Source organism: Pseudomonas sp. M2(2023), assembly GCF_030263955.1.
Classification (GTDB): domain Bacteria; phylum Pseudomonadota; class Gammaproteobacteria; order Pseudomonadales; family Pseudomonadaceae; genus Aquipseudomonas; species Aquipseudomonas asiatica.
On the sequence record NZ_CP127114.1, the window covers coordinates 4422154 to 4446152 of the forward strand.

The window sequence follows — 23999 nt, forward strand, 5'->3', positions numbered from 1 at the left end:
CCCTTCGGGCAGCAGGCGCTGGTCGTGACAAGGCCACTGTGATGAAATGCGATCCTTCGCTTCTTCTCCCTGCCAAGCCTGCCGTGAAATCCCGCCTGCTCCGCCAATTGCTGTTACCGCCACTGATCATCCTGCTGATGGTCGGCCTGGGAATGGCTGGCTACCTGATCAGCGAGAGCAGCGGCATCCGCACCCTCAGCGAAAACGGCGAGCGCCAGCTGGAGCTGCACGCGCGCACGGTCGAGAGCGAAATCAGCAAGTACACCTACCTGCCGAGCCTGCTGGAGCTGGAAGACAGCGTCTCGCATCTGCTCACCGACCCTGACGGCGGCTCGCGGCAGACCGTCAACGAATACCTCGAAGGCCTGAACCGGCGCAGCCGCAGCCGGGCCATCTTCGTCCTCGACACCAACGGCCGTGTCCAGGCTACCAGCAACTGGCGCGATGCCGACTCGTTCCTCGGCGAGGACCTGTCGTTCCGGGCCTATTTCCAGACTGCCGTGCGCGGCGAACCCGGGCGTTTCTACGGTATCGGCAGTACAACCGGCGAGGCCGGCTATTACCTGGCCCACGGCCTGGAGGAGCATGGCAAGATCATTGGCGTGGCGGTGATCAAAGTGCGCCTGGACACCCTCGAGGAGCGCTGGCAGCGTGCCCGCCTGGAGGCGTTCGTCAGCGACGAGAACGGCATCATCATCCTCTCCAGCGACCCTGCCCGGCGCCTGAAGTCGGTACGCCCGCTGACCCCGCAGATCAAGGAGCGCCTGGCTCGCAGCCTGCAGTACTACTGGTGGCCGCTGAACGAACTGCAACCCCTGGCACGGGAGACCCTGGCCGATGGTGTGGAAAAGCTGACCTTCCCGGCCAACAGCGAAACCGCACAGGGCAAGGCCCGCGAAATGGCCTACCTGGCCCAGACCCGGCGCCTGGTCGACACGCCCTGGCATTTCACCCTGCTGACCCCGCTGCAGGACCTGCGCCGCGAATCCATGGTACAGGGCATCCTGGTGGGCGTGGCCTTCGCCTTGTTGGCGATCCTCGGCATCGCCTGGAACGAACGGCGCAAGGTCATCGCCACCCGCCTGGCAGCCCGCGAGGCCCTGCAGGAAGCCAACAGCCAGCTGGAACGACGGATTACCGAACGCACGGCCGACCTGCGTGCCAGCAACGAACGCCTGAAGGGCCAGATTCGCGAGCGCCGGCATGCCGAGCAGACCCTGCGTCACGCCCAGGATGAACTGGTACAGGCTGGCAAGCTGGCCGCCATCGGGCAGATGTCCACCAGCATTGCCCACGAACTGAACCAACCGCTGGCCGCGCTGCGCACGTTGTCCGGCAACACCGTGCGCTTCCTCGAACGGGGGGCGCTGGAAACCGCCAGCACCAACCTGCGTACCATGAACGACCTGATCGACCGCATGGGCCGAATCACCGCCAGCCTGCGCTCGTTCGCCCGACGCAGCGACGACAGCGGCCAGGCTTCGCTGGCCAAGGCAGTGGACGCTACCTTGCAGGTGCTGGCCAACCGCATCAGTGCCTGCCACCTGCAGCTGCACAATCAGTTCGAGGACCAGCAGCTGGCCATCGACCAGACCCGCCTGGAACAGATCCTGGTCAACCTGATCGGCAACGCCCTGGATGCCATGGCCGCCCAGCCGCTGCCGCAACTGTGGCTGGAAGGCGAGCTGCAGGGCGACAAGTACCGTTTGCAGGTGCGCGACAATGGCCACGGCATCGACGCCGAGGCGCGCAAGCACCTGTTCGAACCTTTCTTCACCACCAAGCCGGGCGAACACGGCCTGGGCCTGGGCCTGACCCTGTCGGCGAGCCTTGCCGCCGCCGCCAAGGGCAGCCTCAACGTCGAGCATCCCGCCAGCGGCGGTACGGCCTTCGTCCTGGCCCTGCCCCTGGTCTCACCCCCTAGCGAATCGGCAGAGCACCCATGAACCAAGCGCCTCTTACCGTCCTGATCGTCGAAGACGACCCGCATGTGCTGCTCGGCTGCCAACAGGCGCTGGCCCTGGAAGACATCGCCTGTGAAGGTGTGGGCAGCGCCGAGCAGGCGCTGGAGCGCATCGGCGACGACTTCGCCGGCATCGTCGTCAGCGATATACGCCTGCCGGGCATCGATGGCCTGGAGCTGCTCAACCGCCTCAAGGCCCGCGACCGCAGCCTGCCGGTGGTACTGATCACCGGCCACGGCGATATCGACATGGCGGTGGGCGCCATGCGCAATGGCGCCTACGACTTCATGGAAAAACCCTTCTCCCCGGAGCGCCTGGTCGACGTGGTGCGCCGCGCCCTCGAACAGCGCGGGCTGTCGCGCGAAGTGGTGGCCCTGCGCCGCCAGTTGGCGGAGCAAAGCAGCCTGGAGGGGCGCATCATTGGCCGTTCGCCGGCCATGGAGCACCTGCGCGAGCTCATCGCCAACGTCGCCGATACCTCGGCCAACGTGCTGATCGAAGGCGAAACCGGTACCGGCAAGGAACTGGTCGCCCGCTGCCTGCACGACTTCAGCCGTCGTCAGGGCCAGCCGTTCGTGGCACTGAACTGTGGCGGCCTGCCGGAAAACCTGTTCGAAAGCGAGATTTTCGGCCACGAGGCCAACGCCTTCACCGGTGCCGGCAAACGCCGCATCGGCAAGATCGAACATGCCAATGGCGGCACGCTGTTCCTCGACGAAGTGGAGAGCATGCCGATCAACCTGCAGATCAAGCTGTTGCGTGTGCTGCAGGAGCGCACCCTGGAGCGGCTGGGCTCGAACCAGAGCATTCCGGTGGACTGCCGGGTGATCGCCGCCACCAAGTCTGACCTGGATGCCATGGGCCAGAGTGGCCAGTTCCGCAGCGACCTGTATTACCGGCTGAACGTGGTGACACTGGAGCTGCCGCCGCTACGCGAGCGCCGCGAAGATATCCTGCAGCTGTTCGAACACTTCCTGCAGCAGTCGGCCCTGCGCTTCGACCGTGAAACACCTACGCTGGACAGCCAGACCTTGTCGCGCCTGATGGCCCACGACTGGCCGGGCAACGTGCGTGAACTGCGCAACGTCGCCGAACGCTATGCCCTCGGCCTGCCTGCGTTCAAGAAAGGCCCCAGCGGTGGTGCCAGCCAAGGCTTGGGCTTTGCCGAGGCGGTGGAAGCGTTCGAGCGCAACCTGCTCAGCGATGCCCTGCAACGTACTGGTGGCAACCTGAGCCAGGCCAGCCAGGAGCTGGGCATGGCCAAGACCACGCTGTTCGACAAAGTGAAGAAATACGGCCTCGGCTGACCTCAACCCAACCTGGAAAGACAACGTGGACCTGGTATTCAAAGCTGCCCTGGGTGCTGGTGTGGTGGTGCTGCTGGCGGTGCTTTCGAAGACACGCAATTACTACATCGCCGGGCTGGTGCCGCTGTTCCCCACCTTCGCCCTGATTGCCCACTACATTGTCGGCAAGGGGCGCAGCATTGCCGACCTGAAGACCACCATCCTGTTCGGCATGTGGTCGATCATTCCGTACTTCGTGTACCTGGCGACCTTGTATGTACTGGTCGACCGCATGCGCCTGGAGGCATCGCTGGCGTTGGCCACGGTGGCCTGGCTGATGGCGGCGACCGTGCTGGTGACCTTGTGGGTGCGGATGCACTAGCCTGAAGGCGCACGCAACCCTGTGGGAGCGGCCTTGCGTCGCGAAAGGGCCGCAAAGCGGCCCCGGCATTTTTGTAGGGGGGCTTGAATCCTGGGGCCGCTACGCGCCCCTTTCGCGACGCAAGGCCGCTCCCACAATGGACCGCGCCAGACCTCGATTCACAGCCCTGCGATATGCGTGACATCCTGCCGATGTGCCTGCAGGTAGGGCAACACCGCCCCCAGCAACGGCGCCTTGAACGGCTCCTGGAAGCGGTGCGCCAACCCCGGTATCAAGCGCAGCTGGCTGCCCTGGATATGCGCCGCCAGGTGCACGCCATGCATCACCGGCAGCAACGGGTCGGCCGTGCCATGCACTACCAGGGTCGGCACCCGCAACTGGTTAAGCAACTCGACCCTGCTCGGCTCGGCCAGTATCGCCATGATCTGGCGCTTGGCCCCTTCAGGGTTGAACGCCCGGTCGTAGGCCACGGCCGCTTGCTGCAGCAAGGCCGCACGGTCGTCACGCACCTCGGGGCTACCCAGCGCCGCCAGCAGATCAGCCTGCTGCTCGATGGCCACTTCGCGGTTCGGCGCGCTGCGCCGGGCCAGCAACTGCACCAGCGCCGGATCCGGCGCCGGCAACCCCGCCGCCCCTGAACTGGACATGACCAGCGTCAGGCTGCGCACGCGCTCGGGCGCCATGGCAGCCAGGTGCTGGGCAATCATGCCGCCCATGCTCACCCCCAGCACATGAAACTGGCGCACGCCCAACGCATCCATCAAGCGCAGGCCATCGTCCGCCATGTCGGTCAGCGTATAGGGCGCAGCCACCGACAGGCCCAGCTTGTAGCGCAGCAGTTCGACCGTCAGGTTGGCCGTCGGTGGCAACTGGTTCCAGCGTGACAGGCCGACATCGCGGTTGTCATAGCGGATCACCCGAAAGCCCTGGCGGCACAACGCTTCGACCACGTCGTCCGGCCAGTGGATCAGCTGCCCGCCAAGGCCCATCACCAGCAGCAAAGCCGGGTCGCGTGGCGCACCGACGCTCTGGTAGACAAGGCTGACCGCGCCCAGCTCGGCCCGCTGCACCGGCACGTGGGCGTCACAACGCTGTTCAGCGAAACTTGCAGGTACGCCGAATACAAAGAAAAGAAAAAGCCAAAAAGCCTGCATGAAAGAAACACCAGAATGCAGATCCCCAGTAGAGCGCGAGTCTGATGAATTCTGTTCGGGCGCGCTGCCACAGTTCAGTGACAGTTTGATGACTCCCGCCAGGCGGTGCGGCGGTACGCCCAGTCGACAGGCGCGGCAACATGAGGGAAACTCAACTCATTCCCTGTTTCCTCAAGTCCACACACCGGAGTCAGCTGTGCTGGAGATCCGTCACCTGAAAACCCTTCATGCCCTGCGCGAGGCCGACAGCCTGGTGGAGGCCGCCGAGCGCCTGCACCTGACCCAGTCGGCGCTGTCGCACCAGTTCAAGGAGCTGGAAGAGCGCTTGGGCCTGCCGCTGTTCGTGCGCAAGACCAAGCCGATCCGCTTCACCAGCGCCGGGTTGCGCCTGCTGCAACTGGCCGATGCCACCCTGCCGCTGCTGCGCGGCGCCGAACGTGACATCGCGCGCCTGGCCGGCGGCACCGCCGGGCGCCTGCACATGGCCATCGAATGCCACAGCTGCTTCCAGTGGCTGATGCCGACCATCGACCAGTTCCGTGACGCCTGGCCGGAGGTGGAGCTGGACCTGGCCTCCGGCTTTGCCTTCGCCCCACTGCCGGCCCTGGCCCGCGGCGACCTCGACCTGGTGGTGACCTCCGACCCGCTGGACCTGGCGGGCATCACCTACGTGCCGCTGTTCACCTACGAGGCGATGCTGGCGGTGGCCAACCAGCATCCGTTGGCCAGCAAGCCCTACATCGTGCCGCAGGACCTGCTTGACCAGACCCTGATCACCTACCCGGTGGAGCGCGACCGCCTGGACATCTTCACCCGCTTCCTGGAGCCGGCCGACATCGAGCCCGCTGCCGTGCGCACATCGGAGCTGACGGTGATGATGATGCAACTTGTGGCCAGCGGCCGTGGCGTGTGCGGCATGCCGCACTGGGCGCTGCACGAGTACAGTTCGCGCGGGTATGTGAAGGGCAAGCGCCTGGGTGAAAAAGGCCTGTTCGCCACGCTTTATGCCGCCGTGCGCACCGACATGCTCGATGCGCCATACATGCGCGACTTCTTGCTCACGGCCAAGGACACCTCGTTCGCCACCCTCGATGGCGTCAGCGCGGTGCGCTGACGGCCTGGCGGTATAGCGGCAGGATCAGGTCGCGGGTCAGGGGTGCAAGCTGCATGGCGGGTACCTGGTCTGCGGCCAGCCACACCACCTCCTCGATCTCCGCGGCCGGCAGCACGGCTGCGGCGCTGTCGACACGGAACAGTTCGGCCTGTACCTCGAAGCCCGGCTCGTTGGCGGCCGGGGCGCTGAACTGGCCCAGGTGCACGGCCTGGGCCGGGTCGATGTGCAGGCCCAGTTCCTCATGCAGCTCTCGCACCAGCGCCTGCACGGGTGTTTCGCCAGCATCGATCTTGCCGCCGGGCTGCATGAAAGCCTGGGTGCCGCGTTTGCGTACCAGCAGGGTTCGGCCTTGGGGATCGATCAGCAGGGCCGCGGCGATGCGGATGGTGTTGGGCATGGGGGGCTCACCTGAAACAATGGCCGGGGAGGATCCCATGGGGTTCCTGGCCTGACAAGGCCAGTGTTTCCTGTGCCGGCCTCTTCGCGGGTAAACCCGCTCCCACAGGTGCACCACAAGGTCAGAGAGCGGCGCAGTACCTGTGGGAGCGGGTTTACCCGCGAAGGTCATAGCCGATCCGGCAGACGAACGGCCCCTTGCCAACCCGCCCTACACCCTCCATAACCAACACATGAACCTGCCCGCCAAACACCACCCGGTGCTCGAGCTGTTCCACCCCGCCGTGCGCACCTGGTTCCGTCGCCACTTCGCCACGGTGACCGATGCCCAGGCCCAGGCCTGGCCGTTGACCCATGCGGGCAAGTCGATGCTGCTAGCCGCACCGACCGGCTCGGGCAAGACCCTCAGTGCGTTCCTGGCCGTGCTCGACGAACTGTTCCGCCAAGGCCTGGAGCACCAAGGCGAGCTACCAGCGCAAACCCAGGTGGTCTACGTTTCGCCACTCAAGGCGCTGTCCAACGATATCCGCCTGAACCTGCAAGCCCCGCTCGAAGGCATCAGCCAGGCCATCGCGGACCAGGGCCTGAACGCCCCGCGCATCACCACGGCCGTGCGCAGCGGCGACACCCCGCAGAAGGAGCGTGCCGCCATGCGCAAGCTGGCGCCGCACATCCTGGTGACCACCCCCGAATCGCTCTACGTGCTGATGGGCTCGGCTTCTGGCCGTAAAGGCCTGGCCAGCGTGCACACCGTGATCATCGACGAAATCCATGCCCTGGCCGGCAACAAGCGCGGCGCCCACCTGGCACTGACCCTGGAGCGCCTGCAGGCCCTGTGCAACCGGCCGTTGCGGCGCATCGGCCTGTCGGCCACGCAACGCCCGGTAGAGCGGGTGGCGCAATTTCTGGTCGGCAACAGCCGCCCCTGCGCAATCGTCGATGTCGGCCACGCTCGACAGCGCGACCTGGCCATCGAGGTGCCGCCAGTGCCGCTGGGTGCAGTGATGGCCACCGATGTCTGGGGCCTGGTCTATGACCGCCTGGCCACCCTGGCGCGCGAACACCGCACCACCCTGGTGTTCGTCAACACCCGACGGCTGGCCGAACGCATCACCCGCCACCTCAGCGACCGCCTGGGCAAGGAGGCGGTTGCCGCGCACCACGGCAGCCTAGCCAAGGAACTACGCCTGGATGCCGAACAACGCCTTAAGAATGGCCAGTTGCAGGTGCTGGTGGCCACCGCATCGCTGGAGCTGGGCATCGATATCGGCGACATCGATCTGGTCTGCCAGATCGCTTCACCAGGTTCGATAGCGGCCTTTCTGCAGCGGGTCGGCCGCGCCGGCCACCAGGTCGATGGCGTGCCCAAGGGCCGCTTGTTCCCGACCTCGCGTGATGACCTGATCGAATGCGTGGCCCTGCTCGACTGCATACGCCGGGGCGAGCTGGACGAGCTGCACATTCCCCGGGCGCCGCTGGACGTGCTGGCCCAGCAGATCGTCGCCGAAGCCAGCAACCAGCCCTGGCACGAACAAGCCCTGTTCGACTGCCTGCGCCAGGCCACGCCCTATGCCGAACTCGACCAGCAACATTACCAGGCCCTGCTGCGCATGCTCGCCGAGGGCTATAACGGCCGCCAGGGCGTGCGCAGTGCCTACCTGCACCGCGATGCGGTGAGCGGCACCCTGCGTGGCCGCCGCGGCAGCCAGCTGACCGCCCTGACCAGCGGCGGCACCATCCCCGACAACGCCGACTACGCCGTGCTGCTCGAACCGCAGGCGCTGAACATCGGCAGCGTCAACGAAGACTTTGCGGTGGAAAGCATCGCCGGCGATATCTTCCAGCTGGGCAATGCTTCCTATCGCATCCTGCGCGTCGACCCGGGCCGGGTGCGGGTGGAGGATGCCCATGGCCTGCCACCGACCATTCCATTCTGGCTGGGCGAGGCGCCGGGGCGCAGCGATGAGCTGTCTGCCGCGGTGGCCCGGCTGCAGGCACAGATCGACCAACAGCTGGCTGACAACAACCAAGCCGAGGTGCTGGCATGGTTGCAGGCCACCTTCGAACTGGGCGAAGCCGCCGCTGGCCAGTTGCTCGACTACCTGGCCCGCACCCGCGAAGTGCTTGGTGCCCTGCCCTCGCAGGACACGCTGGTGATGGAGCGCTTCTTCGATGAGTCCGGCGGTACCCAGTTGATCATCCATTCGCCCTACGGCAGCCGCATCAACCGCGCCTGGGGCCTGGCCCTGCGCAAGCGCTTCTGCCGCACCTTCAACTTCGAGTTGCAGGCGGCGGCCAGCGAGGACGCCATCGTGCTGTCGCTGTCCTCCAGCCACAGCTTCGAACTGGACGACGTGTGGCGTTACCTGAATAGCCGCAACGCCGAGTCGATCCTTGTCCAGGCACTGCTCGATGCGCCGCTGTTCGGCGTGCGCTGGCGCTGGAACGCCAGCGTGACCATGGCCTTGCCGCGCTTTGTCGGCGGTCGCAAGGTGGCGCCACAGATCCAGCGGATGAAGAGTGAAGACCTGATTGCTGCCGTGTTCCCCGACCAGATCGCCTGCCTGGAGAACATCGTCGGCGAGCGGCAGATTCCCGATCATCCGCTGGTCGAGCAAACCCTCGACGACTGCCTGCACGAGGCGATGGACAGCGAAGGCTGGCTAGCACTTTTGCGGCGCATGGAAAGCGGCACGGTACGCCTGCTGTGCCGCGATCTACCCGCCCCTTCGCCGTTGGCGGCGGCCATCCTCAATGCTCGGCCATATGCCTTCCTGGATGACGCGCCACTGGAAGAGCGTCGCACGCAGGCAGTGCTCAACCGGCGCTGGAACGAGGTGCAGAACGGCGACGACCTGGGCGCGCTGGACGCCGATGCGATTGCCGCCGTGACGGCCGAGGCCTGGCCGCAGCCGGGCAACGCCGACGAAATGCATGAAGCGTTGATGGGCCTGGGTGCCATCAGCCAGGACGAAGTGCAGGGCAATGCCGGTTGGGAACTGCTGCTCAGACAATTGGCCAAGGCCGGCCGGGCCTTGCGCCTGGTGGATGAAAAACTGTGGCTGGCACGCGAGCGGTTGAGTCTGCTGCAGGTGCTGTATCCCGGCTCCCGGCTGGAACCTGCGTTGCAGGTACTGCCAGGCTTCGATCAGGCCATCGAGCCGGACATTGCGCTGGTCGAACTGTTGCGAGCCCGCCTGAGCGGCCATGGCCCGCTGACCCGCGCGCAGATTGCGGCAGCACTTGGCAAACCGCTGCCGGCCATCGAACAGGCCCTGACCTGCCTGGAGGCCGAAGGCTATGTGCTGCGTGGGCATTTCAGCCCCGGCGCAAGCGAACTGCAATGGTGCGAACGCCATCTGCTTGCGCGCATCCACCGCTACACGGTCAAACGCCTGCGCCGGGAGATCGAGCCGGTCAGCCTGCAGGACTTCATGCGCTTTCTGTTCGACTGGCAGCACCTGGCCAACGACACGTGCCTGCGCGGCCCGCAAGCCGTGGCCGAGGTACTAGGCCAGTTACAAGGATTCCCGAGTGCCGCCGGAGCATGGGAGGCCGAACTGCTGCCAGCACGTATCAAGGACTACAGCCCGAACTGGCTCGACGATGCCTGCCGTAGCGGGCAGTTCGCCTGGAGCCGGCTGGCGGCGACCGTGTCGAGCAACACCTTGTCGAGCACACCGCTGGTGCTGCTGCCGCGCGAGCATCTTGGGTTGTGGCGCAGCCTTGCCCCCGTACCCGCCCTGGATAGCCTCGGCGCACGAGCGCAACGCGTCCACGAGGTGCTGAACGCGCATGGCGCGCTGTTCTTCGACGAGCTGGCACACGACGCCCACCTACTACCCAGCGAACTGGAGACGGCCTTGCAAGAGCTGGTAGGCGCAGGCCTGGTGGGGGCCGACAGCTTCACCGGCCTGCGCAGCCTGATCACCCCGGCGGCGAAACGCACATCGCGCAACAGCCGACGCGGCCATCCGCCGCTGTCCAGCAGCATGTCCCATGCCGGGCGCTGGGCCTTGCTGCGCAGGGGCACTGTAGACGACAGCCAGCGCCTGGAGCACATCGCCCGGGCCCTGCTTCGGCGCTATGGCGTGGTGTGCTGGCGCCTGCTGGAGCGCGAAAGCGATGTGCTGCCGCCCTGGCGCGAACTGCTGCGCTGCTATCACCGGCTGGAAGCGCGTGGCGAGATTCGTGGCGGGCGCTTCATTTCCGGGCTGGCCGGCGAACAGTTCGCCTTGCCGGAGGCGGTGGGGCTGCTGCGGCAGGTGCGGCGGCGTGAATTGGACGGGGCATTGGTGGTGGTGAGTGCCAGTGACCCACTGAACCTGGTCGGGTCGTTGCTGCCGGGGGCGAAAGTGCCGGCGGTGAGCGGCAACCGCCTGTTGTACCGCGACGGGGTGCCGGTGGCGGTGCGGGTGGCCGGGCACTATTCATATCTGGTTGAAGCGCCGGCACAAGAGCAGGAAAGCTGGCGGCAGAAGCTGCTGCGCGACACCATCTGAATGCTTTTTTGCTGTACTGGCTCTATCGCCGGCAAGCCAGCTCCCACCTAAACCGCATCGCCCTTGAGCGATGCGCTATCCCTGTGGGAGCCGGCTTGCCGGCGATAGGGCCAGTACAGCCAACACAAGGTTTGGCGAGAATGATTTTCGCTACCCCGATTTTAATTTGCACAGCCGAGCAACTTGGCTATGGTCGGGGTTTGCCCCAGGCCCTGAGCCTGACCGCGCCATCGCAAGGACCCTGTATGAGCCTGTCACTTCTCAGTCGCTATGCCTTCTTCGCCGCCTGTGTGCTGTTCACCCTGGCAAGCCTTCCGTTCACCCACCACGAATGGTTGTGGCCGTTCACCCTGAGCACCGGAATCCTCAGCCTCATCGGTCTGTTCGACCTGTTGCAGCAACGCCACGCAGTACGCCGCAACTACCCGATCCTGGGCAACATCCGCTATCTGGTCGAGGCCATTCGCCCGGAAATTCGCCAGTACCTGCTGGAGGCGGACAGCGACGCCCTGCCGTTCTCCCGCGCCCAGCGCTCGCTGGTTTACGCAAGGGCGAAGAACGAAGCCTCGGACAAACCCTTCGGCACCCTGATCGACGTGTACGAGTCCGGCTTCGAATTCATCGGCCACTCCATGCGCCCGGCGCCATTGGCCGACCCGGCAAGCTTCCGGGTCATCGTCGGCGGGCCGCAATGCAGCCAGCCATACTCAGCGTCGATCTTCAACATATCGGCGATGAGCTTTGGCTCGCTCAGCGCCAACGCCATCCGCGCCCTCAACCAGGGCGCCAAGCTGGGCAACTTCCACCATGACACCGGCGAAGGCAGCATCAGCCCCTATCACCGCGAGCATGGCGGCGACCTGGTCTGGGAACTGGGCAGCGGCTACTTCGGGTGCCGCACGCCAGACGGGCGCTTCGACCCCGAACGCTTTGCCGCCCAGGCACGCAGCCCGCAGGTGCGGATGATCGAAATCAAGATGAGCCAAGGCGCCAAGCCCGGCCATGGCGGCATCCTGCCCAAGCACAAGGTGACCCGGGAAATCGCCGAAACCCGTGGTGTGCTGATGGGCGAAGACTGCATATCGCCGTCGCGCCACAGTGCCTTCTCCACCCCAATCGAGATGATGCAGTTCATTGCCCAGCTGCGTGAGCTGTCTGGCGGCAAACCGGTAGGTTTCAAGTTCTGCCTGGGCCACCCGTGGGAGTTCATGGGCATAGCCAAGGCCATGCTGGAAACCGGCATCCTGCCCGACTTCATCGTCGTCGACGGCAAGGAAGGCGGCACCGGCGCGGCGCCGGTGGAGTTCACCGACCACATTGGCGTACCGCTGCGCGAAGGGTTGCTGTTCGTGCACAACACCCTGGTTGGCCTGAACCTGCGCGACAAGATCAAGCTGGGCGCCAGCGGCAAGATCGTCAGCGCGTTCGACATTGCCAGCGTGCTGGCCATTGGCGCTGATTGGGCCAACTCGGCGCGCGGCTTCATGTTCGCCATCGGCTGCATTCAGTCGCAGAGCTGCCACACCAACAAGTGCCCGACCGGTGTGGCCACGCAAGACCCTCTGCGCCAGCGTGCGCTGGTGGTGCCGGACAAAGCCCAGCGGGTGTTGAACTTCCACCACAATACCTTGCGTGCCCTGGCCGAAATGCTTGCGGCAGCGGGCCTGGAGCACCCGGCGCAGCTGGAAGCCAAGCACCTGGTACGGCGCATCTCGGCCACCGAGATCAAACTGTTCTCGCAGATGCATGTGTTCTTGAAGCCGGGTGAACTGCTGACTGGCGAGGTGAACGGGCAGTTCTATTCGCGCATGTGGCAATTGGCGCGGGCGGACAGCTTCGAACCGAACAGTGAAGTGGCGGCCTGATTGAACCTGGGGCTGCTACGCAGCCCATCGCGACACAAGGCCGCTCCCACAGGAGTACGCGATCTCTTGTGGGAGCGGCCTTGTGTCGCGAAAGGGCCGCAAGGCGGCCCCAGCCATTTCAGATCAGGAAGCAGTACTGGCCACGCCCTGCGCATCTTTCGGCGCCAGGCGGAATGCGTAGTACAGCACCGTCAGCAGCACCAGGAACGCCGGGCCGATGTACAGCGCCACGCGGGTATCCTCGAAGTACGCCATCAGGCCGACCACCAGCACCAGGAAGGCCAGCGCCAGATACGAGCTCAACGGCCACAGCCACATGCGGTATTTCAGCGCCTTGCGTTCAGTGGAGCTCAGGCCGGCGCGGAACTTCAGTTGCGCCAGCAGGATCATCACCCAGGTCCAGATCGCGCCGAAGGTGGCGATCGAAGTCACCCAGACGAAGACCTTCTCCGGCACCAGGTAGTTGGCCAGCACGCCCAGCAGCAGCGCACCGATCGATAGCAGCAGCGCGTTGCGCGGCACGCCGTTCTTCGACGTACGGGCGAAGGCCGCCGGGGCCTGGCCGTTCTGCGCCAGGCTGTAGAGCATGCGCCCGGTGCTGAAGATGCCGCCGTTGCACGACGACAGCGCTGCAGTGATGACCACGAAGTTGATGATGCCGGCGGCGGTCTTGATGCCCAGGCGCTCGAAGGTCATGACGAACGGGCTGCCCTGGCTGCCGATTTCGCTCCAAGGGTAGATCGACAGGATCACGAACAGCGCACCGACATAGAACAGCAGAATGCGCCAGAACACCGAGCCGATGGCCTGCGGGATGGTCTTTTGCGGGTTGCGTGCTTCACCGGCGGTCAGGCCGATCATTTCCACGCCCAGGTAGGCGAACATGACCATTTGCAGCGACATCAGCACGCCGGTCACGCCATTGGGCATGAAGCCGCCGTTGCTCCAAAGGTTGGAAATACCCACTGCCACGCCGTCATTGCCGAAGCCAAAGGCAATGATGCCGATGCCGCCAAGGACCATGGCGATGATGGTGACGATCTTGATCAGGGCGAACCAGAACTCGAATTCACCAAAGGCCTTGACGGCCACCAGGTTGACCGCCCCCATGCTGCCCAGCGCCGCCAGGGCCCAGATCCAGCGTGGTACGTCGGGGAACCAGATGCCCATGTAGATGGCCACCGCGGTGATTTCGGCAACGCAGGTCACCAGCCACAGGAACCAGTAGTTCCAGCCGGTAAGGAAGCCCGCCAGCGGGCCTAGATAGTCCTGGGCATAACGGCTGAACGAGCCGGCGACAGGGTTGTGCACGGCCATTTCGCCAAGGGCGCGCATGATCACCAGGATGGCCAGGCCGCCGATGATATAGGACAACATGATGGCGGGGCCGGCCATTTCGATGGCCTTGGCCGAACCGAGGAAAAGACCGACACCGATACAGGCGCCCAGCGCCATCAGGCGGATGTGCCGTTCGCCCAGTTCACGCTTGAGCGGGCCGCCTTCAGCGGCCTGGCCGTGGGCAGAGTGGTTGCCGACTGGCATAGCAATACAACCTCATTTTGTTATTGGATTTGACCTTCGTGCAGCACCAGCCAGGCCGATAGGCGTGGCATTGGCTTGCCGAACTGGCCTTGTGGGCCGGCCCGAGTGCCGGAATAGAGCGCCCGGCGAGGCGAAGGGGGCGAGCAGTATAGGAAGACCCTTGCAGGTTTTTTCGCTGTATAAACAGGAATATTCAGCTAGATCTCTGGGGCCGCTTCGCACCCCATTCGCAGCACAAGGCTGCTCCTACAATGGATACGCATTCCCCTGTAGGAGCAGCCTTGTGCTGCGAATGGGGCGCGAAGCGGCCCAAAATCGCCCGGCCACCATAGCAACATCGCCGTATGAAGAAACCCACACCAAAGCCGCATAGCCCTACGCCACCCTTCTCCGTCTCTTACAAATTTTTCACCTGACCCGCTCAACGTCTAAGCTTCAGACAAGCAAGACGAAAATACCTGGCCGGATAGAAGACTATGGGCGCACTGTGGCAATCGGAACCAAGCAGAACGGAAGCACCCGAGATACCTCCGGCCGAGACGCCACAACCAAAGTCCCCCCGTCAGCGTCGGCTATGGTGGCGGCTGATCATCCTCATCCTGCTGGTGGCGCTGGTTGCCATCGGCTTCGCTGCATATGACGAATTCCGCACCTCCAACCTGCAGTCGCGGGAATTCAGCAAGCTGGCCAGCACCCTCACCTATTCGCTGCAACCAGGCCCCAGCGATGCCATCGTCTACCCCGGCGAAGGGCCGTTCGACAAACGCCTGGGCTACAGCGCCCTGGGCGAATTCCTGCCACGGCTACTCAAGCGCGACTACCTGATCAGCGAGCAGGTGAAGTTCTCGCCGGCGCTGATGAACTACGTCGATCATGGGCTGTTCGCCCCCTATATCGAGAAAATCCAGGCTGGCCTGTCGATCACCGACTGCCGCGGCGACATGCTGTACCAGTACAACTACCCGCAACACCTGTACCCGGACTTTGCGGCGATCCCGCCGGTGATCGTCAACAGCCTGCTGTTCATCGAGAACCGCGACCTGCTCGACACCAAGGACCCGCGCAACAACCCGGCCGTGGACTGGCCGCGCTTTGCCAAGGCCGCCTACAGCCAAGTGGCCAAGTACCTGGCCCTGCCCGGCCAGTCCGCTGGCGGTAGCACCCTGGCCACGCAGCTTGAAAAGTACCGCCATTCACCGGACGGCCTGACCGTTTCCGGCGCCGAGAAGATCCGCCAGATGATTTCCGCCAGCGTGCGTGCCTATCAGGGCGGCCCTGATACAACCGAGGCGCGCCAGCGCATCGTGCGGGACTACCTCAACAGCGTGCCTCTGTCGGCAGTACCTGGGCATGGCGAAGTGCATGGCATGGCCGAAGGCCTGCGGGTGTGGTACGGCGCCGATTTCGACCAGGTCAACCAGGCCCTGAGTTCCACCGCCAGCGACCCTGAGAGCATGGCCGCACGCGGCCTGGCCCTGCGCCAGGTGCTGTCGCTGATGATTGCCCAGCGCCGGCCGTCGCACTACCTGTCCAAGGGGCGGCTCGAACTGGCCGAACTGACCGACGCGCACATCCGCGTGCTGGCCGCCAACAAGGTCATCGAGCAGCCACTGGCCGACGCTGCACTGGCCAGCAAGGCGGTATACCGCGACTGGGTGGCGCAACCGACCATCGTGCCGATCGTCACCAACAAGGGCATCAGCCTGGCGCGCAACCGCCTGGCAGCGATGCTCAACCGCCCGCTGTACGATCTCGACCGGCTGGATGTGTCGGCCACCAGCACCCTGCAGTCCGACCTGCAGCTGCAGGTCAGCCAGTACCTGAAAAACCTTGCCGACCCTGAATTCGCGGCGCAGATCGGCTTGATCGGCGAACGCCTGCTCACCGCCAAGACCACCGATCAGGTGAGCTACAGCTTCACCTTGTTCGAGCGCACCGCCGACGGCTCGCGGGTGCGGGTGCAGACCGACAGCACCGACCAGCCATTCGACATCAACGAAGGCAGCAAGCTGGAGCTGGGTTCAACCGCCAAGTTGCGGGTGCTCACCACCTATCTGGAGATCATCGCCGAACTGCACGACAAATACGCCGGCAAGCCAGCCGCCGAGTTGAAGAAAGTCGAAGTCGCCGAACTCGACCGCATCAGCCAGTGGTCGCTGGAATGGCTGGCGCAGAACAGCAAGAACCAGAGCCTGGACGCCATGCTCGATGCCGCGCTGGAACGCAAGTATTCGGCCAACACCGGCGAAGCCTTCTTCACCGGCGGCGGCATGCATGTGTTCAACAACTTCCGCAAGGAAGACAACAGCCGCAACCCAACCCTCAAGGATGCATTGCGCGAATCGATCAACCTGCCGTTCATCCGCCTGATGCGCGACCTGGTGCGCTACGTGACCTACCAGCAACCGTACAACCGCGTGCCGCTGCTCAAGGACGACTCCGACCCGCGCCGCCAGGAATACCTGGCCCGTTTCGCCGACAAAGAAGGCACCAACTACCTGATGCGCTTCTGGAAGAAATACCAGCGCAAGACCTCGCAGCAGCGCCTGGACACCTTCCTCGACAGCATGCGCGTGACCCCGCAACGGTTGGCGGCCGTGCACCGCTACCTGTTCCCCGAGGCTGGCCAGGAAACCTTCAACGCCTTCGTCCGCGCCCACCTCAAGGGTGACAAGATCGTCCTGGGCAAACTGACCGATGGCCGCCTGTCGGAGATGTACGACGCCTATGGCCCGGGCAAGTACGACCTGCCCGACCAAGGCTATATCGCCAAGGTCCACCCGCTGGACTTGTGGCTGTTGGGTTACCTGCTGAAGAACCCGGGTTCGACCTTGACCGAAATGGTCAATGCCAGCCGCTTCGAGCGCCAGGAGGTATATGGTTGGCTGTTCAAGAGCCGCCATCAGGGCGCCCGTGACAGCCGCATTCGCACCATGGTCGAAATCGAAGCGTTCCTCGACATTCACCAGCGCTGGAAGCGCGTGGGCTATCCATTCGACCACCTGGTACCCTCGCTGGCCACCGCCATCGGCAGCTCGGGCGATCGCCCCGCCGCCCTCTCCGAACTGGTCGGCATCATCCAGAACGACGGTGTGCGCCTGCCGACCTTGCGGATCGACACCCTGCACTTCGCTGCCAACACGCCTTACGAGACCAAGCTGGTCACCGACCCGGACCGGGGTGTGCGGATTCTGCCGGTCGAAGTGGCGCGCGCCCTCAAAGGCGCCATGTCGCAGGTGGTGGATGCGGGCACCGCGCGGCGTATTTCCGGCAGTTTCAAGCTGCAGGACGGCACGCCATTGGTGATGGGCGGCAAGACCGGTACCGGTGACAACCGCATCGAAAGCTTTGGTGCTGGCGGCCGACTGATCGGCTCGCGCTCGCTGAACCGTACCGCTACCTTCGTGTTCTTCCTGGGCGACAACCATTTCGGCACCTTGACCGCATTCGTGCCGGGGCGCTCGGCAGAGGCCTTCAAGTTCACCTCGGCGCTGCCGGTGCAGGTGCTCAAGGGCATGGCTCCGATTCTCATGCCTTACCTGCAACCGGGCAATCCGAACGAGTGCAAGCCGCCGCAGGTTGCCGTGCATACAGCCACACCGCAAGGGGACACATCGAACGAATAGATGATAATCATCTGCAATTGAGGGCTTGTCTTTAGATATATCTTGAGTAATATCTTACGATATATCGCAAACGACGGAGCCCTGCCCCCATGCGCGAACATACCCCCCATGACCCCTTCGAGCGGCGCCCAGGTCGTGGCGAACGCGGCCCGCGCGTCTTCGCTCCCGGCGACCTCAAGCTGCTGATGCTGGCCCTGCTCGCCGAGCAGCCAGGCCACGGCTACGACCTGATCCGCCAGATCGAAAACCTGTTCGACGGTAGCTACAGCCCAAGCCCCGGGGTGATCTACCCCACCCTCAACTTCCTCGAGGAGGCCGAACTGATCAGCGGCCAGGTGCAGGGCAGCAAACGCCTCTATGCCATCACCGAAGCCGGCCGCACCGCCCTGGCCGAACAGGCCGTCGCGCTGGACGGCGTGCGCATGCGCATCGAAGTCAGCAAGCGCGCCCTGCGCGGCCACGACCGCCCACCAGAGATTCATGAAGCGGTCGGCAACCTGCGCCACGCACTGCACATGCACAGTGGCCGCTGGGCTCCGGAAGAAATCGAGCGGGTCCGCGACCTGCTCAACCACACCGCCAAGGCCATCGCCTCCGGGCCGGCCGAACCTGTCCCGGAGACACCCCATGAGTGACACCATTCACCGCGTCAACCACGAAATCCGCCAACGCCGCCTGCAGGTGCTGCGGGTCACCGAACTGACCCCGCGCATGCGCCGCATCACTCTCGGGGGTGCCGAGCTGCAAGGTTTCACCAGCGTGGGCAGCGACGACCATATCAAGCTGCTGTTCGCCGAAACGCCGGAGCAAAAGCAAGCCATCGAGGCTCGCAACCTGGGCCGAGAAGGTGGCGCACGGCCTACCATGCGCGAATACACGCCACGGCGCATCGACCTGGTGGCCAATGAACTGGACATCGACTTCGTGCTGCACGGCGATGGCCCTGCATCCACCTGGGCCGCCCAGGCCGCACCCGGGCAAACCCTGAACATTGCCGGGCCGCGGGCTTCGATGGTGGTGCCGGACATCTTCGACAGCTACCTGCTGATCGGTGACGAAACTGCCATCCCGGCCATTGGCCGCCGCCTGGAGGAGTTGCCTGCGGGCCGTCAGGTGCTGGCGGTTATCCAGATCGAAGACGAGCAGGAACGCCAGCCACTGCCGAGCAAGGCACAGGTTGAGGTGATCTGGGTACGTCGCCAACAGGAGGACTTGCTGGCACTAGTGAAGAACCTGACCTTGCCGCAGGGCCGGTTGTACGGCTGGGTGGCACTGGAAAAAGCCCTGAGCCGGCAGGCCAAGGCACTGTTGCTGGAGAAAGGCTTGCCTGAGGATGCGCTCAAGGCTGTGGCCTACTGGCGTGCCGACGGGACTGCGGACGACGAATGATTGTTTATTGCCTGCATGGGCCCTATCGCCGGCAAGCCGGCGATAGGGCCAGTGCAGGTCAAGCCAATCTGTGCAGCCCCCGCCACCGATCCAGCCCCAGCAACACCAGCCCAATACCCCAGAACCCCGCCAACACCCCCACGGCATTGAGCACTACCTGCCCATACCCCAGACTCGCCACGTCGATGAACGGGTAGGCATACACGCCAATCTCGCTCCCACGCCAAAGCGCGTAGGCAAAATACGTCGCCGGGTAAACCGCCCAGACCAGCAGATGCCATAGCCGCAACCTGCCCTTGGGCACCTCGCACCACCAGTACAAGGCATATAGCACGGGCATCACATCGTGCAGCAACTCGTCCGCCAGCCATTGCCAGCCCTGCGGTTGCCACAAGTGACGCAAAAGCACGCTGTAGGCCAATGCCACCAGCACGATGCTGGCAGCCACTGCGGAACTCACCGAAGGCGACAGGAAAAAGCGTTTGGCACGGCCTTCCCGGCCAAACGCCGCATAACTGAGCACCGTTGCCACCAAGGTGTTGGTCAACACGGTGAAATACCCGAACACATTGATCAGGCCACCCACCAGGCTGGCCTGCTCCTGCCAGCGCGCCAGCAGCACCAGATACACCTGCACGGTCAGGCCGAACCAGCCCAGCACGGCCATGCCGGTCAGCCAGGGGCGACTCGGCATGTCAGGCCTGACGCTGCAGCTTCACGTACAGCTGCTCGACCTTTTCCCGTGCCCACGGCGTCTTGCGCAGGAAGGTCAGGCTCGACTTGATGGTCGGGTTGCTTTTGAAGCAGCGCACATCGATGCGCTCGGCCAGGCCCTGCCATTGGTAGTGCGCCACCAGCTCGGTGAGGATCTGTTCGAGGGTCTTGCCGTGCAGCGCGTTGTGTTGGGCCGTGCTCATGCCAGTGCTCCGTAGGAAAGATGCGCACCTTACACGAGTGTAGTGGTGGGTGGGATCAGGTGAGTCAACAGAAAAACCGCTGGCCAGGCGCAAAACCTCTGTGCTGAAATAGAGATGTTATATTGTAACAATAAAAAAGCATCTGCCAAGGAACGCCCCATCCCCATGCTGTACACACCGCTTCGCCTCTCTCCCCTCGCCGTCGCGCTCTGGCTTGCCGCACCACCCAGCCAAGCGGTGGAGCTCGAACCCCAGGTCATCACCGCCAACCCTTTGGGTAACAGCCAGCTGGCCGCCCCCAGCACCGTGCTCGAAGGCGACAACCTGCTGCAACAGCAGCACGGCAGCCTCGGTGAAACCCTGAACAAGCAGCCCGGAGTCGCCTCCACCTGGTTCGGCCCTGGCGCCAGTCGCCCGGTAATTCGTGGCCTGGATGGCGACCGCATTCGCATCCTGCGCAATGGCGTCGGCGCCCTCGACGCTTCATCACTGTCCTACGACCACGCCGTGCCGCTGGACCCGGTGACCGTCGACCGTGTCGAGATCGTCCGTGGCCCAGCCGCCCTGCTCTACGGCGGCAACGCCATCGGCGGCGTGGTCAATACCTTCGACAACCGCATCCCGGATGCCCCCATCGAGGGCATCCACGGTGCCGGTGAACTGCGCTACGGCGGCGCCGATACCACCCGCAGCAGCGCTGGCAAGCTGGAAGCCGGCAACGGTGCCTTCGCCCTGCACCTGGATGCCAACAGCCGCCAGTTCAACGACCTGCGCATCCCCGGTTACGCGCGCAGTTCCAAGGTGCGCGATGCCGACGAACCCGGCAGCAAGCACCGCCTGGAAAACAGCGATGGCCGCCAGGACGGTGGCGCCCTGGGTGGCGCCTACCATTGGGACCACGGTTACGCCGGCCTGTCGTACAGCCGCTACGAAAGTAACTATGGCTCGGTGGCCGAGCCAGGTGTGCGCCTGGACATGAAGCAGGACCATTACGCCTTCGCCTCCGAGCTGCGCGATCTGGACGGCCCGCTCACTTCGATCAAGGTCGATGCCGGCTACACCGACTACGAGCATCGTGAAGTCGAAGAAGGCGAGGTCCACACCACCTTCAGGAACAAGGGCTATGAAGCACGTATCGAAGCTCGCCACCAACCGCTCGGGCCGGTAGAAGGCGTGATCGGTGCCCAGGTCAGCCGCAACGAATTCTCCGCGTTGGGCGAGGAAGCCTTCGTCCCGCACACCGACACCGACAGCCTGGCGCTGTTCATGCTGGAGCAGTGGCAAGCCACCGAGCGCCTCAACCTGAGCCTGGGTGCACGCATGGAGCACACCCGGGTCGATCCGGATGCCAAAGGCAACGAGAACTTCGCCGACGCCGACAGCGCCAGCAGTTTCAACGCCTTCAGTCTGTCTTCCGGGGCGGTGTACCAGCTCGACCCGGTCTGGTCGCTGGCCGCCAACCTCGGCTACACCGAGCGCGCCCCGACCTTCTACGAGCTGTATGCCAATGGTGCCCACGTGGCCACCGGAGCCTTTGAAGTCGGCGATGCCAGCCTGAACAAGGAAAAAGCCGTTTCCGCCGACCTGGCCCTGCGTTTCGACAACGGCACCCACAAGGGCAGTGTCGGGGTGTTCTACAGCCACTTCCGCAACTACATCGGCCTGATCAGCACCGGCAACAACCGCGAGGGGCATGACCACGATCATGATGAGGATGACCACGACCATGATCACGATCATGACCACGGCGGTTTCCCGGAGTACCAGTATCAGGGCGTGCGGGCGCGATTCTATGGCATCGAGGCCCAGGATCGCTGGCAGCTGGCCGAGAACCGTTACGGCAGCTTCGCGTTGGAAGTGTCTGGTGACTACACCCGGGCCAAGAACCTGGACAGTGGCGAGCCGCTGCCCCGCATCGCCCCGCTGCGCCTGAACAGCGGCCTGGTCTGGGAGCTGGACCGCTGGCAGGCGCGGGTCGACGTGCAACACGCTGCGTCTCAGCATCGCAAACCGGCCAACGAAACCAGCACTGATGGCTATACCACGCTAGGGGCCAGCGTTGGTTACCGCTTCGAAGTTGGCCAGAGCCAGTGGATGGCGTTTGTGCGCGGCGAAAACCTGACGGACCAGACCGTGCGCTATGCCAGTTCGATCCTGCGCGACATCGCCCCGGCGCCGGGGCGTAGTGTGGAAGTGGGTCTGCGTACCACCTTCTGATTGCAAATCAGTATCTGTGGGAGCGGGCATGCCCGCGAAGAAACCGACGCGGTGGATGACCGGCTCCGCCGGTGTTCGCGGGCGCGCCCGCTCCCACAAAGAGCTCGCAAGCTCTGGACTGTTGCCATATCAGCAACAATTCACTGCGACAATTTGTCTTTTTTTCTTACAACTTCCCCTATATCCTCCCCGCCGCAAGCTGAATCGCTTCATCGAAACCATCTTGTCGCCATATTCATTGAGGGGCCCGCCCTTCGATGCGCCTGCCGTTTATTCAATAATCAAAAGATAGCGCTATCTCATGCTCCAACTGCCCAAAACCTGTTACATCGGCCTTGCCCTCAGCGCCCTGGCGGCTCCCAGCAGCGCCAGCGAGATGTTCGCCAGCGATTCGCCATGGATGCTCGGCGACTGGGGTGGCACCCGCAGCGAACTGCTGGAAAAAGGCTACGACTTCACCCTCGGCTACACCGGCGAGATGGGCAGCAACCTGCACGGTGGCTACGATCACGACCGCACCGCGCGCTACAGCGACCAGTTCACCTTCGGCAGCCACCTGGACCTGGAGAAGATCCTCGGCTGGAACGACACCGAATTCCAGCTGACCATTACCGAGCGACACGGCGACAACATCAGCAACGACCGTATCAACGACCCGCGTGTCGGCGGCTTCACCTCGGCCCAGGAGGTCTGGGGCCGTGGCGAAACCTGGCGGCTGACGCAGATGTGGATCAAGCAGAAGTACTTCGATGGCGCACTGGATGTGAAATTCGGCCGTTTCGGCGAAGGCGAAGACTTCAACAGCTTCCCCTGCGACTTCCAGAACCTGGCCTTCTGCGGCTCGCAGGTAGGCAACTGGGTAGGTGGCATCTGGTACAACTGGCCGGTCAGCCAGTGGGCCCTGCGCGTCCGCTACAACCTCAGCGATGCGCTCTACGCCCAGGTCGGCGTGTACGAGCAGAACCCCTCCAACCTGGAGTCGGGCAACGGCTTCAAGCTCAGCGGCAGCGGCACCCAAGGCGCGGTAATGCCGATCGAACTGGTATGGAGCCCGCAGGTCAATGGCCTGAAAGGGGAATATCGCGCCGGCTACTACTACAGTAATGCCAAGGCACAGGATGTTCTCAAGGACAGCAATGGCCAGCCGGCAGCCCTCAGCGGCGCCGCCTACCGCAGCAGTTCGAGCAAGCACGGCTTGTGGCTCGGCGCCCAGCAGCAGGTGACTTCGCTGGCGTCCGACCAGTCGCGTGGCCTGAGCCTGTTCGCCAACGCCACGGTGCACGACAAGAAGACCAATGCCATCGACAACTATGTTCAGGCAGGACTGGTATACAAAGGGCCATTCGACGCCCGCGCCAAGGACGACATCGGTTTCGCCCTCGCCCGCGTGCACGTCAACCCTGCCTATCGCAAGAACGCGCGTCTGGTCAACCAGGCCGCCGGCATCGACGACTATGACAACCCCGGTTTCCTGCCGGTACAGGACACTGAGTACAGCGCCGAGCTGTATTACGGCATCCACTTGGCCGACTGGCTCACGGTACGCCCCAACCTGCAGTACATCCGCCACCCGGGCGGGGTGTCGCAAGTCGATGGCGCCCTGATCGGCGGCCTGAAGATCCAGAGCAGTTTCTAACCCCTTTCT

Annotated in this window: 16 protein-coding genes; 11 read left to right on the top strand and 5 right to left on the bottom strand. The window is 64.3% G+C overall.

Translation table 11 applies throughout. The features are described 5' to 3' along the window. The first annotated feature begins 41 nt into the window (after positions 1-41). Genes aauS through QN085_RS20355 form a run of 3 tightly spaced genes read left to right on the top strand, consistent with a single transcriptional unit; the run spans position 42 to position 3632 of the window. Positions 42-1946, top strand: a complete 1905-nt coding sequence (gene aauS / locus QN085_RS20345; RefSeq protein WP_015271576.1) for a two-component sensor histidine kinase AauS — start codon at positions 42-44, stop codon at positions 1944-1946. A gap of 47 nt (positions 1947-1993) precedes the next feature. Continuing rightward, a complete protein-coding gene (gene aauR, locus QN085_RS20350; RefSeq protein ID WP_230396981.1) occupies positions 1994-3271 on the top strand; it encodes a two-component response regulator AauR in 1278 nt (425 codons plus the stop codon). A gap of 25 nt (positions 3272-3296) precedes the next feature. Continuing rightward, positions 3297-3632: a GlpM family protein gene (locus QN085_RS20355; protein WP_013973973.1), complete on the top strand. Its 336-nt coding sequence runs from the start codon at positions 3297-3299 to the stop codon at positions 3630-3632. A gap of 158 nt (positions 3633-3790) precedes the next feature. Here QN085_RS20355 and QN085_RS20360 read toward each other — a convergent pair whose 3' ends face one another. Continuing rightward, entirely contained in the window at positions 3791-4786 is a 996-nt protein-coding gene (locus QN085_RS20360) for an alpha/beta fold hydrolase (protein WP_041505632.1), read from the bottom strand. A 196-nt stretch (positions 4787-4982) separates the two neighbouring features. On the opposite strand from QN085_RS20360, the gene metR reads away from it, so the two are divergent. After that, the gene (gene metR / locus QN085_RS20365; RefSeq protein ID WP_003258025.1) at positions 4983-5900 is read left to right on the top strand and encodes a transcriptional regulator MetR; all 918 of its coding nucleotides are present in this window, start codon (positions 4983-4985) and stop codon (positions 5898-5900) included. On the opposite strand, the gene QN085_RS20370 is transcribed toward metR, so the two are convergent. Beyond that, positions 5884-6297, bottom strand: a complete 414-nt coding sequence (locus tag QN085_RS20370) for an NUDIX hydrolase (protein ID WP_013973975.1) — start codon at positions 6295-6297, stop codon at positions 5884-5886. The genes metR and QN085_RS20370 overlap by 17 nt on opposite strands. A gap of 232 nt (positions 6298-6529) precedes the next feature. On the opposite strand from QN085_RS20370, the gene QN085_RS20375 reads away from it, so the two are divergent. Next, positions 6530-10798, top strand: coding sequence for a DEAD/DEAH box helicase (locus QN085_RS20375; protein ID WP_285688128.1), 4269 nt, complete (start codon positions 6530-6532; stop codon positions 10796-10798). Between the two features lie 245 nt (positions 10799-11043). Next, entirely contained in the window at positions 11044-12663 is a 1620-nt protein-coding gene (locus tag QN085_RS20380; protein ID WP_015271581.1) for an FMN-binding glutamate synthase family protein, read from the top strand. 123 nt (positions 12664-12786) lie between these two features. Here QN085_RS20380 and QN085_RS20385 read toward each other — a convergent pair whose 3' ends face one another. Continuing rightward, complete coding sequence (locus QN085_RS20385; RefSeq protein ID WP_013973978.1) at positions 12787-14205, bottom strand: amino acid permease; 1419 nt, start codon at positions 14203-14205, stop codon at positions 12787-12789. 476 nt (positions 14206-14681) lie between these two features. On the opposite strand from QN085_RS20385, the gene QN085_RS20390 reads away from it, so the two are divergent. From QN085_RS20390 to QN085_RS20400, 3 genes are all read left to right on the top strand, one after another. Next, positions 14682-17831: a transglycosylase domain-containing protein gene (locus QN085_RS20390; RefSeq protein WP_041505630.1), complete on the top strand. Its 3150-nt coding sequence runs from the start codon at positions 14682-14684 to the stop codon at positions 17829-17831. A gap of 89 nt (positions 17832-17920) precedes the next feature. Beyond that, positions 17921-18466, top strand: a complete 546-nt coding sequence (locus QN085_RS20395) for a PadR family transcriptional regulator (protein WP_013973980.1) — start codon at positions 17921-17923, stop codon at positions 18464-18466. Next, entirely contained in the window at positions 18459-19220 is a 762-nt protein-coding gene (locus QN085_RS20400; RefSeq protein ID WP_013973981.1) for a siderophore-interacting protein, read from the top strand. The genes QN085_RS20395 and QN085_RS20400 overlap by 8 nt, the downstream gene beginning before the upstream one ends. 58 nt (positions 19221-19278) lie before the next feature. Here the strand turns inward: QN085_RS20400 and QN085_RS20405 are convergent, their stop codons facing one another. Together QN085_RS20405 and QN085_RS20410 are read right to left on the bottom strand one after the other, a co-directional pair. After that, on the bottom strand, positions 19279-19914 hold the full coding sequence (locus tag QN085_RS20405; RefSeq protein WP_013973982.1) for a Pr6Pr family membrane protein: 636 nt from the start codon (positions 19912-19914) through the stop codon (positions 19279-19281). A 1-nt stretch (position 19915) separates the two neighbouring features. Beyond that, complete coding sequence (locus QN085_RS20410) at positions 19916-20137, bottom strand: VF530 family protein (protein WP_003252112.1); 222 nt, start codon at positions 20135-20137, stop codon at positions 19916-19918. Positions 20138-20302: 165 nt separating this feature from the next. On the opposite strand from QN085_RS20410, the gene QN085_RS20415 reads away from it, so the two are divergent. Both QN085_RS20415 and QN085_RS20420 read left to right on the top strand, forming a co-directional pair. Then, positions 20303-22354 (top strand): TonB-dependent receptor, encoded by a 2052-nt coding sequence (locus tag QN085_RS20415; RefSeq protein WP_023661018.1) that lies wholly within the window; start codon positions 20303-20305, stop codon positions 22352-22354. A 301-nt stretch (positions 22355-22655) separates the two neighbouring features. Further along, positions 22656-23990 (top strand): carbohydrate porin, encoded by a 1335-nt coding sequence (locus QN085_RS20420; RefSeq protein WP_013973984.1) that lies wholly within the window; start codon positions 22656-22658, stop codon positions 23988-23990. Positions 23991-23999 lie beyond the last annotated feature (9 nt).